Below are 12,995 nucleotides of genomic sequence, written 5' to 3' on the forward strand. Positions count from 1 at the left end.
GCTGATGTTTTTCTTTCTCCTATAAAATTTATATAATAGGGAGAAAGAAATGGGGTGAACATCATATGTTTAAAAAAATCATCAAAACGATTAAGTACCTCTCAAGCAGTTCTAGTGACCGATATCGCAGACACCGGCATTACAGCAGCAGCCGGCGCAGACATTATCGCAGCTACAGCAGCAGCTCAGGCAAAAGAAGACACTACGACCGTTATGGCGGCAGTCATCGTTACAAACGCCGGAGCTACAGCAGCAGTTAATCCAAAAAAAGTTCTTGTTCCGCTATTTGGGACAAGGGTTTTTTATGTGACCGATTGAATGGCCCGGTTTAGATCCTCGCGAATGGAAGCGGTGTGCTGATACTCTTCCTCGATGCCCAATAATCTTTTCAGCAGCAGGGTTACTTCCTTTGTCAGTGTTAATTCCTCCAGCCAAGTGCCGTTTTTCTTCTTTTTTCCTTTATATTGAGAGTACAGCAGGAATAACAGCGTTTCTCCGAGATCGAAGAAGTCATCCTGTTTTCGTACCTTTATTTCCTCCATTTCTTCAAGAGTCAATTGTTTGGCAAGGCCGAAATCGATGAGGCAGAGCCTGCCGTCATTGATGATGATATTAGGCGTTCTGATGTCGCTGTGGAAAATAAGGCGATCATGCAGGTATTCTATAATCTCAAGCAGCTGCGAAATCAGTTGTAACGCCATAAGCTCTGTGAACGGCTGTTTTCGAAAAAATAATAATTCTTCTATATTTTCTCCCTCAATGAACTGCATGACATAATAAGCCTGTCCGTCTATGATGAACTCATCTATGAAGCCCGGAATTTGCGGGTGGTGAATGCTTTTGAGCAGTTTTATTTCCTGCTGGAACCGGACTTTTTCTTTTTCCTTTTTCGCTTTTGTCGTCCGAAGCTGTTTTAAGACATATGGTGTTTGAGTTAGGATATCGGTGCACAAATAAACCAAACCGTAGCCTCCCATACCGAGGCACTCTTCAATTTTGTATTGATGATTTAAGATAACGCCGTTCTTTAGAGGGCGGTCAAAAAGCAGTTTTTTTAGAAGTTTTAATGCCATGTCTGCACTTCCCTTGGTTGTACTGATTATAGTTTACCTTCTAACGGAGAATAAAAAAGAGCCGGATAACCGGCTCGGTATAAGTTAAAACTGCTTTGTCACGTCGTATTCATAATCTATTTTTGCTTTTACGTTGCTCATCGTCGATCTGGCAGTCGCTAATGTATTATATTTAAAACTCCATACCTTTGCCACACTGAGTTGATCTGACAAAGAGATATCATAAGACCCTGAAGTCGAGCTGTTTACAAGAGCACGGCGCCATTCGTTGTTTTCGTTCGTCATGATCAGGTGGCGTGTATTTCCCTGGCTTGGTGTTTGAGTGGCGGTGGTTTGAACTCTGGTTACAATGGCATCACGCGGTATCCCGGATTGGTTTGTTAAATCAACCTTGATCACGCTGGAGTCAGAACCTGAGAGGCTAAGGCTTGTATTTCCTTTATTTTCAGCAACGCCGCTGAATTGGAATGTTCCGCTGCCTGATTTGATTCGGTCTTCAATTGAAAGTGTAAAATACATGTTTCCGGTATAGGTGCCTCGTGACACTTTCACATAAAAGGTATCCGTCGTGTTTTGGGCGTCTGCATTTGCATAAATAAAAGAAGAAAACGTGTTAGGGTTAATGACTTCTGTCCCTTGAGAAACAGGTATTCTATTCTTATCATAAATTTCAATCTTCATCCCTGTATACGCGCTCTGGTATGTACTCCTCACGTATACTTTTTCTCCCTTATTAGCCGTAAAAGTGAAATAGGCTTCATCTTGACCAGCTTCCAGTATTGTTGTATCGATATTTTTATATTTCCAATAACCGATCGGCATTGCGGTATCAAATGAATTGTTTCCTGTGATAGCAGTGACTCCGACAGCTGATGCCGAATACGTAAAGGTGGATAAGACAGACAGCATAACAGCGAATGGAATAAGCCATTTTTTCACCATACAAACAACCTCCTTTTATTTCCATCATACATAATAACGATTTAAGTGTAAATAAATGTTTTTTGAGGTTAATATATACATTATCTTTGCCGATAAAAAAGAATAAGAGAGAATACTCGGGAGGGAATTCAATGCGTCTGAATCGGCAATTTATCCGCACTCAGCTGATGGCACAGAACATATTGAGCAAGAATGCGCCTGCCAAACGGGAGAATGCGACTGAAAATCCAGCGGCAGTTCTGGAAAAGGCATACAGCAGGCTTAAGTCACAATCTTCAACTGGGGGAATCAATCAGTTCAATTATTCTAAAACCAGCGTGTCGGGAAACAGCGGGACGTTCAGCAAAGTGTATCAATCAGCGAATGATCGAACAGTGACAGACACAGGGGAAGAAACAGTGATTCAATCCCAAAACCCCTATGAATCTGAGAGTGATATCAGAATCAAAATACTAGATGAAAAATACAGCAGGATGAATGCGATTAACAAAACAAAGTCTGATCCATTAGGCTATATTAAGGATAAGTACCAAAATTCAAAGTCTCCTTATTTCAGAAGTGATCTGTCAGCTGCAGAAAGACAGGCCGCTTACGATAATGAAACAGAATGGTTATTCAAAGGGAAGGCGCAAAACTATAACCTTCAGGATGCTGCGTTTCGGAATGTCACATTTCATGGGGAAGTGGAAGTTGAGAATGAAAAGGTGTATCAGCGGGGACAGGTTAACCAGCAGCTGCAAGTGCTGTTGAATCGAAACCATATTCATATTCCAGAGGGGACAGAGCTGACGTTTACGATTACGCCGATTGACTATCAGGTGCTGGTGCGCGGGACAGACGATCAGGATCTGATCAAGCAAATTGAGCAAGTGCTGCAATCTGGAGACAACAGCAAAGAACTATTTTTACACATCATGAAAAGCCAAAGCAGTGATTCGACACAATTTTCCGAAAAGGCCTATCAAAAGTATCAGGCAGCTCGTGAGATGTACGAAGTCACAGGCTACCATTTGAAGGATTTAGAAGTGATTGATGGGCGGTACGTCACGCCTGAGGGACGTGACTTAATAGATGTATATAAGGAAGAGCTTGAAAAAGATCCAGTGCAGAAACAAACGGCTTCTTATGCTATATCTTACTATCGTTCAGAGCTCAGTAAAATCGCGGAAGCCGGGTATAATGCCATTCCGGATTTCATCCTCTCAATTGATTACAGCAATGGATCTCTGAGAGATGTGGGACAAAGCAAGAGCTACGGGACTGGAGATACCGGGTGGCTTGAAGCATTAAAGCGTCAAACGGGTGTGAATTATTAGGTAAGCTGTTCATGTAGAACAGCTTATTTTTTATGAGAATCTAAGGGATGTATTAATCCCAATATTCAAATAATTTTATTATTTTTATATAAAAGATTTTAAAAGAAGTGAACGATTCAAAACTCTGAACAAAGGTGTTTACCTGAAAAAAACAATTGTATTTTCCAGAGAAATTTATTATGATGAAATAAGTAATTTAGGAGATTATATAACAATTTTAAGTTTGAATTTTCTGATTGTTATCACTGATTCATGTGAAGGCAAGCAGGTCTGCTGTTTTCTCATTTATGAGTATTTTGTTAGGAGGAGGAAGAGGAGTGGCAAATAAAGAATTAAAGAGGGGCCTGGGCGCGCGCCATATTCAGATGATCGCCTTGGGCGGTACGATCGGTGTTGGCTTGTTTATGGGTTCTGCCAGCACGATTTCATGGACTGGCCCATCTGTCCTTCTGGCTTATGCAATATGCGGAATTTTTATCTTTTTTATTATGCGTGCGATGGGTGAAATGCTGTATGTCGAGCCGAGCACAGGTTCTTTTGCGACGTTCGGCCATCAATATATTCATCCGATGGCAGGTTATATAACAGCATGGAGCAACTGGTTCCAGTGGATTATCGTCGGCATGTCAGAAATTATCGCTGTCGGTTCTTATATGAAGTATTGGTTCCCGGATTTGCCTGCTTGGATACCTGGTATCGTGGCAATGGTGATTCTTGGTGCGGCGAATTTAATTTCTGTTAAGTCGTTTGGGGAATTTGAGTTTTGGTTTGCGATGATTAAAATCGTCACGATTATCTTGATGATTATTGCGGGAATCGGAATTATTTTCTTCGGTTTTGGCAACGGCGGAGATGCGATCGGTTTGTCGAACCTGTGGTCTCACGGGGGCTTCTTTGCAGGAGGTTTCTCAGGTTTCTTCTTTGCACTGTCTCTTGTCATTGCGGCCTATCAAGGAGTTGAGCTGATCGGGATTACAGCGGGTGAAGCGAAGGATCCGCAAAACACGCTAAGAAATGCGATTCAAAGTATTATCTGGCGTATTTTGATTTTCTACATTGGCGCTATTTTTGTGATCGTGACGGTATATCCTTGGGATGAGCTCAACTCACTCGGAAGTCCGTTTGTGTCTACGTTCTCGAAAATCGGAATTACGGCAGCGGCCGGCATAATTAACTTTGTCGTGATTACTGCTGCAATGTCCGGCTGTAACAGCGGTATTTTCAGCGCGGGCCGCATGCTGTATACACTGGGTGTCAATGGACAAGCACCGAAATTCTTTAAGAAGATTTCACGCAATGGTGTGCCGCTGTATGGCACAATTGCGGTGCTGATCGGTTTGGCTGTCGGTGTTGTACTGAACTATATCGCGCCGCCGAAGATCTTTGTCTATGTATACAGCGCAAGCGTGCTCCCAGGGATGATTCCTTGGTTTATCATTTTGATCAGCCATATCGGATTCAGAAAAGCGAAGGGTGCTGCATTAGATAAACATCCATTCAAAATGCCGTTTGCTCCTTTTACAAACTATTTGACGATTGCTTTCTTGCTGATGGTTCTGGTTGGCATGTGGTTTAACGATGATACTCGTATCTCCCTGATTGTAGGCGTGATTTTCTTAGCGCTTGTGGTCATTAGTTATTATGTGTTTGGGATTGGCAAACGCACGCAGGCCAATTTGACAAAAAGCGAACAAGCAGCTGAATAACGATAAAAAAGAGACATTCACGGATGTCTCTTTTTTTATTTTTCACGTATGGATTTTCCCTATTTTAGCAAGCTATAGGGTAAAGATAGCAGAAGGAAAGGTGTTCATAAAATGGATGTTACACTCGGTTATTTGCGCGAATCACTTTCGAATCATCTAGAAAATGAAGTCTGCCAGCGTATTTGCAAGAAGATGCTGGCGAAGCGTTATGCAAATGAAGAGGAATTTGTAAAAGACTTAGATGATAATGAAATGTCTTTTTTGAACCAAGTATTAGAAAAAGAAATTAAGTATGCCCAGAATGAACAGGATCAAAAACGGGCCAAGGAATTAAACGAGGTGTATGAATTACTGCTTTGAGAAAGGCGGGAAAGAAATGGGAGCAATTGAACGAAGCGGATATACATTTCAGCCGGAGTTTAGCGTTGTCCGTCAAAACGGAGCCATCCATGTGTACCATCAAGGAGAATTTGTGGAAGAAATCGAATTTGAATTTAACGGGGAATATCCCGATCATGATTTGATTGAAGAGCTTGTGAATCATTATTGTTTTGAGCATGAGATTTAGAGCCCTGCCGTGCAGGGCTCTTTTATTTAGGATCTGATCAGGCCATACTTTTTCAGGATATCCACGGTGATGTTTTTGGCTTTTGTGCCGGAATCATCGACATTGGTGACAAAGACATAAGAGCCATGCTCTGTTTTGATGAATCCGACAAACCATCCTAATCCCATATCTGTCAGGCGGGTTCCGGTTTTCCCGTAGAGCGTGTAATGATCGCCTTCCTCTTGAATCATCATGCGCTTGACGGTTTTCATTACCGGCTTGTCAAATGGAAGCTCCTCTTTAAATAGTTTCTCCAAAAAGGTTTCTTGTTCCAGCGGAGATATTGTGAGCGAGCTTTGCAGCCAAAACTGGTCGATTCCCCCGCTGATATCCTCGTTGCCGTAAGATAGTGTATGAAGCCATGTTTTCATTCTTTCCTCGCCGATATCTCTCGCTAATGCCTGATAATACCAGATTGCGGATTCGCGCATGGCCGAGCCAAGCGTATGGTCGCGGTTCCATGATTCGAATTCACGCTTGACCCCGTCCCATCGTTTAACATCGTATTCATCTCTTACAGCTTTGACCTGCAAACCGATTAAAGCGTTCACGACTTTAAAGGTGGATTGCGGAGTTTGTCTTTGATTTGCCCGTTTTCTGTTATAGACAAATGTCTGATCCTTTTGTAAATCGTGAAGAATGAAGGTTCCATCCGTATCCTTGAATTCGTCATCGACATTCATTCTGCTGACATTCAAGTGTTTTTCATGAGCAGATGATGCTGCGTGGACGGAGAAGCCGCCGATCCCTGCAATACTCAGCACAAGCACAACATATATCCATTTTTTCATTTTGTTCTCCCCTTCGTTTTGATTAACTACCTTTTCTCTATTTCGTTTGTTCTTCCTTTAAAAAATAATCAAAAAGCGCTTAAATTTGGTTTTGTAAACAAATACTGTTACTGGGTTTATAGTCGGAAGATAACGTGAAAATAGAGGGTAAAAAGGAAGGCAGGGTAAGCGGATGAATGAGCAGATTCCACATGACAAAAGTCTCGATAACAGTCTGACACTGCTGAAGGAAGGGTATTTATTTATTAAAAACAGAACAGAGCGCTACAATTCAGATCTGTTTCAGGCCCGTTTGTTGGGAAAAAACTTTATTTGCATGACTGGCGCTGAGGCGGCGAAGGTGTTTTATGATACGGATCGATTCCAGCGGCAGAACGCTTTGCCTAAGCGGGTGCAGAAATCGCTGTTTGGTGTTAATGCGATTCAGGGAATGGATGGCAGCGCGCATATCCATCGGAAGATGCTTTTTCTGTCATTGATGACACCGCCGCATCAAAAACGTTTGGCTGAGTTGATGACAGAGGAGTGGAAAGCAGCAGTCACAAGATGGGAGAAGGCAGATGAGGTTGTGTTATTTGAAGAAGCAAAAGAAATCCTGTGCCGGGTAGCGTGCTATTGGGCAGGTGTTCCGTTGAAGGAAACGGAAGTCAAAGAGAGAGCGGATGACTTCATTGACATGGTCGATGCGTTCGGTGCTGTGGGACCGCGGCATTGGAAGGGAAGAAGAGCAAGGCCGCGTGCGGAAGAGTGGATTGAAGTCATGATTGAAGATGCTCGTGCCGGCTTGCTGAAAACGACTCCCGGAACAGCGCTGCATGAAATGGCTTTTCACACACAAGAAGATGGAAGCCAGCTGGATTCCCGTATGGCAGCCATTGAGCTGATTAATGTATTGCGGCCTATTGTCGCCATTTCTTACTTTCTTGTGTTTTCAGCTTTGGCGCTTCATGAGCATCCGAAATATAAGGAATGGCTGCGGTCTGGAAACAGCCGGGAAAGAGAAATGTTTGTGCAGGAGGTCCGCAGATATTATCCGTTCGGCCCATTTTTAGGGGCGCTTGTCAAAAAAGATTTTGTATGGAATAACTGTGAGTTTAAGAAGGGCACATCGGTGCTGCTTGATGTATATGGAACGAACCACGACCCTCGTCTATGGGATCATCCCGATGAATTCCGACCGGAACGATTTGCGGAGCGGGAAGAAAATCCGTTTGATATGATTCCTCAAGGCGGGGGGCACGCCGAGAAAGGCCACCGCTGTCCAGGGGAAGGCATTACAATTGAAGTCATGAAAGCGAGCCTGGATTTCCTCGTCCATCAGATTGAATACGATGTTCCGGAACAATCACTGCATTACAGTCTCGCCAGAATGCCGTCATTGCCTGAAAGCGGCTTTGTAATGAGCGGAATCAGACGAAAAAGTTAAATTAAAAAGCTCTCTTCCTTTATCGAAGAGAGCTTTTTGATTACTTCTTTTTTTCATCGTAGTATTGGACGGGATACATGGAGCCCTCTGATACCATTTTGTTGTCCTCGATATCTTGCGGGTCCGGGTGGCCGGCTTTATCGACTGGGAACGTTTCCATGTCTGGCTGTTTTGTTATTTTCATCTTCATGCTGTGAATGAATTCTCTTGCCTTTTGGCGATTTGACGGGTCTTTTAATAGATAAGAAGTGATGCCGACAGTTGAAACAGCGAGACCTGAAAGTAACAGCTTTTGTTTCATGGTGATACTCCTTTCTATTTTAAGAATAGTGTTTCCTGTATCATTCCCGTTTTGGAAATAGCTAAACCTATTGTGTTTTTATCATTGGGGTTCACAGTAAATTCCATTTAAGAAGAAACTAGTGACTTCATTCCTGTATTGGAAGGTAATATACATTGACTTATTATAGTTTCAGTCAAAATTCGATAAATATTGACAAAGTAAAGTAATCAGAATAATAATATAATTAGCAAGAGAATGTCATCATACATGAAAGGTGTTTACGATATGAATCAATTGCATCGAAGAATGGGAACGTTTTCCCTCATGATGGTCGGGCTCGGATCGATGATCGGTTCAGGCTGGCTGTTCGGGGCTTGGCGTGCGGCTCAAATAGCAGGGCCAGCTGCTATTATTTCATGGGTTATTGGAATGGTCGTCATTTTATTTATTGCTCTTTCTTATAGTGAACTAGGTTCTATGTTCCCTGAAGCGGGGGGAATGGTGAAATATACGCAATATTCACACGGTTCGTTTATCGGTTTTATTGCGGGCTGGGCCAACTGGATTGCGATTGTGTCCGTCATTCCGGTTGAAGCGGTGGCCTCCGTTCAATATATGAGTTCTTGGCCTTGGGAATGGGCGAAATGGACAAGCGGTTTGGTGAAGAATGGAACGCTGACTGGGGAAGGACTAGCATTTGCCTCTGTATTGCTTCTCATTTATTTTCTGCTGAACTACTGGACAGTCAATCTATTTTCGAAAGCGAATTCATTAATTACGATTTTTAAAATTATTATTCCGGGTCTTACGATTGGAGCTTTGCTGTTTGTCGGATTCCACGGAGAAAACTTTACTGGCGGTCAAAGCATTGCGCCGAATGGCTGGGCAAGTGTGCTGACGGCGGTTGCCACTTCAGGTATCGTTTTTGCGTTTAATGGTTTCCAAAGCCCAATTAATATGGCGGGAGAAGCAAAAAATCCGGGGAAATCAATTCCGATTGCGGTTGTCGGCTCTCTTTTCGTTGCAACAGTGATTTATGTCCTGCTGCAGATCGCCTTCATCGGAGCGGTGAATCCTTCTGATATTGCTCACGGCTGGAGCCATCTGAATTTTAATTCTCCTTTTGCTGATCTGGCGATTGCGCTGAATATTAACTGGCTTGTTATTGTGTTATATGCAGATGCATTTGTATCACCGTCTGGAACAGGGATTACGTATACGGCGACAACGTCCCGAATGATTTACGGAATGGAAAAAAACAAATACATGCCGAGTATATTCGGGAAGCTTCATCCGATTTACGGCGTTCCGCGACAAGCAATGTTCTTTAACTTGATTGTGTCGTTCATCTTTTTGTTCCTGTTCAGAGGGTGGGGCGTATTAGCGGAAATTATTTCCGTTGCTACGTTAATTTCTTATATCACCGGCCCGATCACAGTGATGACATTGAGACGGACGGGGAAAGACCTGTACAGGCCTCTTCGTTTAAAAGGCTTAAGCGTGATTGCGCCGCTTGGATTTATCTTTGCGTCACTGGTGCTGTATTGGGCACGCTGGCCGTTAACAGGACAGGTTCTGTTTATTATCCTGATCGGTCTTCCGATTTATTTCTATTATCAGGCGAAGGCGAAATGGAAAGGGTTTGGCCGGAACTTTAAAGCCGGCGTCTGGATGGTGTTTTATCTGCTGGCCATGATGGTCATTTCTTATTTGGGCAGTGATAAATTCGGCGGCCTGAATGTCATTCATTATGGCTGGGATATGGTTCTGATTGCGATGGTATCACTTGTATTCTATGTGTGGGCGCTGAAGAGCGGCTACCAGACAGAATACTTAAAGGATGCGAAAGAGATAAATTCTCAGCTGCATAATGGACAGTCAGAAGCTGCTGCCGGAAAAGAATAAAATATAGAAGAAAACCTTGCGATAGTTGTCGCAAGGTTTTTTTCGTTTAATAACCCTTTTTTACTTTGTGGAAAAGATCAGGATAGTTGGTGAACACTCCTGTTACGCCCCAATAAAGGAGGCGATGCATATCAGATTCATTATTGACTGTGTAAGGGTGAAGCAGGAGGCCGTGGCTGCGGATCATACGGACGTTTTCTTGATTTAAAGCTTTATAATCCGGGCCCGCACCGACAGCGTATGTTTTGATTTCTTCCAGGGCAGCATCTGTCATTGACGCCATTTGTTTGGCTTCCAACAATTGAACGGTCGGCAGGTTTGGCTGTAATTGATGGACTTTTACCAGGCTTTCTTTGCTGAACGATTGAATGATCACCTGGCCAGGCTTAGAATGCTTCCCCAGTAATTTATGTTTCTGCAAAGAAGCGATCAGTTTTTCTTCCATACCTGGGTAGGTGTCAGGCGATTTTGTTTCAATGTAGTAGTTCGCGTGCTTTCCGAAACGGTCTAATACCTCTTCTAATGTAGGAACTTTAAGGCCGACGTACTGCGGCTTTGCTTTTTCCGGATAGGCTTCATTAAACCAAGAACCGGCGTCAAGCTTCTTAATGTCTGCGAGCGTATGGTCTTTCACCCAGCCCGTTCCGTTTGTGGTACGGTCCAGTTTTTCGTCATGCATGACAATCAATTTCCCGTCTTTTGTCATTTGCAGATCCAATTCAATATAATCAGCTTTCATTTTCTGAGCGGTTTCGTAAGACAGAATCGTGTGCTCAGGCACATATCCAGAAGCCCCTCTGTGCGCGACGGTCAGGATACGGTCAGGTGACAGCAGGTTTCCTTTTGACGCTGCCGACACTGGCGTTACCATAAATGAGAGTAAGCCCAGCGACAGAACAAACAAGGCCAGTATTCTATTTTTTCTCATGATTTCTCCTCCTTATAGATAAGCACTACCTGTCTTTCATATTAAAAAACGGATGTAAACGGCGTGTTGGAAAACTATTAATCTTTTATGTGTCTTTCTTAAACATGCTCTGCCCGTTTTCCTGTATTCCACGTCAAAGCCAAGAAGACGATGGCAAGAATGCAGGATGAGATCAGCATGATAAAGCCGCCGTTCCAGTTAAAACGGTCAACGACAAAGCCCATAATGGCGTTTGCGAAAGCGGATCCGCCGATGTATCCGAAAAATCCGGTCAAACCGGCTGCAGTTCCGGCTGCTTTTTTCGGTGCTAGATCGATCGCTTGCAGGCCGATTAGCATAACAGGTCCGTAGATTAAGAAGCCAATGCTGATTAAGGCGATATTGTCTACGAGCGGATTGCCGGCCGGATTCAGCCAGTACACCAATACGGCAATGAAAACACCCGCCATAAACAAAACGCCTGCCGGTGCCCGGCGGCTTTTGAAGAATCGGTCACTGATCCAGCCGCACAAGATCGTTCCCGGTATGCCTGCGTATTCGTAAAGAAAATACGACCAGCGCGAGTCTTCAGGAGAAAAGCCTTTGGCTTCTGTTAAGTAAGTAGGCGCCCAGTCAACCACGCCGTACCGCACGAAATAAACAAATACATTGGCAAAAGCGATGTACCAAAGAAATTTGTTGTTCAGCACATATTGAAAAAGAATTTCTTTTGTTGTTAATTCTTTTTCCTGATTTTTAAAAGCGTGTTTTGGATAGTCATTCCGATACTCTTCAATTGGCGGGAGTCCGCAGGATTGAGGCGTATCACGAACCAATAAAACAATTAAAAATGAAATGATAATGGCGATGATGGCAGGGAAGAAAAACACGCTTTTCCAAGTGACGAACATCGCGATCCCAAGAGTGACAAGCGGAGCAAGAATACCGCCGCCTATGTTATGGGCGACATTCCAGATCGACATTTTTGTGCCGCGTTCACTTATGGAGAACCAATGGGCCATCGTCCTGCCGCATGGCGGCCAGCCCATTCCTTGAAACCATCCGTTGATAAACATAAAAATAAACATGATGGTGACGCTCGAAGTCACCCAAGGCATTGAAACGAATAGAATATTAACGATTGCTGATAAAAATAGGCCTGTCGCCAGAAAATATCTCGGATTACAGCGGTCAGACACCATTCCCATGATGAATTTGCTGAAGCCGTACGCAATGGACACAGCGGCCAGCACCAAACCTAGTTCTGTTTTCGAAAATCCCTGTTCCTGCAGATAAGGAATGGCAAAGGCAAAGTTTTTCCGCAGCAGGTAGTAGCCTGCGTAGCCAATGAAAATACCAATGAATACTTGCAGCCTGAGCCGTTTGTATGCCGCATCCATCTTTGAATCATCCAGTCTCTCAATATGAGGAGCCGGTTTAAATATATTAAGCATTAACAATTATCCCCCTTTGCTGTTTGTGCTGGATGTGTGGCGTGCCTCCTTTCCCAAAAAACAAAAAGAGCCAGAAAACACCCCTTGTCAAAAGGGGTTGGATTTCTGGCTCTCCTCATCTCCATCCAAGCTATTAACTTATCATGATAGCGCTTTCTTAAATTATCATAGTCCGGAGCGAATGTAAACGGGTAATTTTCAAATTGGGCCTTAGGGAAGTAAATATTATCCTTTTACTAAATGAAGTTTACTAGTAACATAAAAATCTGGAGGGAGGCTGTTTAAAGGTGGATGAATTAGATATCGCATTCTTTATTTTACCGTTAGGAATTATGCTGCTATCGATTGTCGGGACCTGTATTTGTAAAAAACCGTATCTGATGCCAATGCTTAGTTTGGTGATTTCTCTTGTGCTCACCTTTACCATTTTTAATGAATCATTTTTGGGATGGGCTGTTGTCTATAGCTTGGTTTCTCTGGCTTTATCCTATATCACATTGATTGTGGTAAGGAAAAGGAAGGAATCAGGAAATTAAAAAGACCTCACTTTCTAACATATCGTTGACTAAAGCAACTATATGTGAT

The 12,995-nt window shown here is 43.2% G+C and carries 14 protein-coding genes; 8 read left to right on the forward strand and 6 right to left on the reverse strand.

The genetic code is table 11. The features are described 5' to 3' along the window. The first annotated feature begins 54 nt into the window (after positions 1-54). Complete coding sequence (locus MHH79_RS01230; RefSeq protein WP_340034916.1) at positions 55-318, forward strand: hypothetical protein; 264 nt, start codon at positions 55-57, stop codon at positions 316-318. Here the strand turns inward: MHH79_RS01230 and MHH79_RS01235 are convergent. Both MHH79_RS01235 and MHH79_RS01240 read right to left on the reverse strand, forming a co-directional pair. Beyond that, the gene (locus MHH79_RS01235) at positions 303-1,073 is read right to left on the reverse strand and encodes a protein kinase (RefSeq protein ID WP_340034917.1); all 771 of its coding nucleotides are present in this window, start codon (positions 1,071-1,073) and stop codon (positions 303-305) included. The two genes, MHH79_RS01230 and MHH79_RS01235, sit on opposite strands and share 16 nt — an antisense overlap. An 84-nt stretch (positions 1,074-1,157) precedes the next feature. Next, positions 1,158-2,015, reverse strand: a complete 858-nt coding sequence (locus tag MHH79_RS01240; RefSeq protein ID WP_340034918.1) for a hypothetical protein — start codon at positions 2,013-2,015, stop codon at positions 1,158-1,160. Between the two features lie 131 nt (positions 2,016-2,146). On the opposite strand from MHH79_RS01240, the gene MHH79_RS01245 reads away from it, so the two are divergent. From MHH79_RS01245 to MHH79_RS01260, 4 genes are all read left to right on the forward strand, one after another. Continuing rightward, positions 2,147-3,331 carry a DUF4885 domain-containing protein gene (locus MHH79_RS01245; RefSeq protein ID WP_063335971.1) on the forward strand — a complete coding sequence of 395 codons (1,185 nt, stop codon included), beginning with the start codon at positions 2,147-2,149 and terminating at the stop codon, positions 3,329-3,331. Between the two features lie 317 nt (positions 3,332-3,648). Then, on the forward strand, positions 3,649-5,037 hold the full coding sequence (locus MHH79_RS01250; RefSeq protein WP_015252942.1) for an amino acid permease: 1,389 nt from the start codon (positions 3,649-3,651) through the stop codon (positions 5,035-5,037). 111 nt (positions 5,038-5,148) lie between these two features. Beyond that, positions 5,149-5,397, forward strand: coding sequence for a sigma-G-dependent sporulation-specific acid-soluble spore protein CsgA (gene csgA, locus MHH79_RS01255; RefSeq protein ID WP_063335972.1), 249 nt, complete (start codon positions 5,149-5,151; stop codon positions 5,395-5,397). Between the two features lie 16 nt (positions 5,398-5,413). Beyond that, positions 5,414-5,605, forward strand: coding sequence for a DUF5370 family protein (locus MHH79_RS01260; protein WP_003234886.1), 192 nt, complete (start codon positions 5,414-5,416; stop codon positions 5,603-5,605). A gap of 26 nt (positions 5,606-5,631) precedes the next feature. On the opposite strand, the gene blaOXA is transcribed toward MHH79_RS01260, so the two are convergent. Then, a complete protein-coding gene (blaOXA, locus tag MHH79_RS01265) occupies positions 5,632-6,435 on the reverse strand; it encodes a class D beta-lactamase (protein ID WP_063335973.1) in 804 nt (267 codons plus the stop codon). Positions 6,436-6,607: 172 nt separating this feature from the next. Here blaOXA and cypC point away from each other — a divergent pair, with 172 nt between their 5' ends. Next, positions 6,608-7,861, forward strand: coding sequence for a fatty-acid peroxygenase (gene cypC, locus MHH79_RS01270; RefSeq protein ID WP_021481914.1), 1,254 nt, complete (start codon positions 6,608-6,610; stop codon positions 7,859-7,861). A gap of 40 nt (positions 7,862-7,901) precedes the next feature. On the opposite strand, the gene MHH79_RS01275 is transcribed toward cypC, so the two are convergent. Continuing rightward, complete coding sequence (locus tag MHH79_RS01275) at positions 7,902-8,162, reverse strand: hypothetical protein (protein ID WP_003234883.1); 261 nt, start codon at positions 8,160-8,162, stop codon at positions 7,902-7,904. Between the two features lie 267 nt (positions 8,163-8,429). On the opposite strand from MHH79_RS01275, the gene MHH79_RS01280 reads away from it, so the two are divergent. After that, entirely contained in the window at positions 8,430-10,049 is a 1,620-nt protein-coding gene (locus MHH79_RS01280; protein WP_309529910.1) for an APC family permease, read from the forward strand. 46 nt (positions 10,050-10,095) lie between these two features. Here MHH79_RS01280 and MHH79_RS01285 read toward each other — a convergent pair whose 3' ends face one another. Both MHH79_RS01285 and glpT read right to left on the reverse strand, forming a co-directional pair. Then, entirely contained in the window at positions 10,096-10,977 is an 882-nt protein-coding gene (locus tag MHH79_RS01285) for a glycerophosphodiester phosphodiesterase (RefSeq protein WP_047182005.1), read from the reverse strand. 98 nt (positions 10,978-11,075) lie between these two features. After that, positions 11,076-12,410 carry a glycerol-3-phosphate transporter gene (glpT, locus tag MHH79_RS01290; RefSeq protein ID WP_003246460.1) on the reverse strand — a complete coding sequence of 445 codons (1,335 nt, stop codon included), beginning with the start codon at positions 12,408-12,410 and terminating at the stop codon, positions 11,076-11,078. A gap of 287 nt (positions 12,411-12,697) precedes the next feature. On the opposite strand from glpT, the gene MHH79_RS01295 reads away from it, so the two are divergent. Beyond that, a complete protein-coding gene (locus MHH79_RS01295) occupies positions 12,698-12,946 on the forward strand; it encodes a YbeF family protein (protein ID WP_063335975.1) in 249 nt (82 codons plus the stop codon). The last annotated feature ends 49 nt before the right edge of the window (positions 12,947-12,995 follow it).

Origin of the sequence: Bacillus sp. FSL K6-0993 (genome assembly GCF_037977205.1) — a bacterium.
GTDB lineage: Bacteria > Bacillota > Bacilli > Bacillales > Bacillaceae > Bacillus > Bacillus subtilis.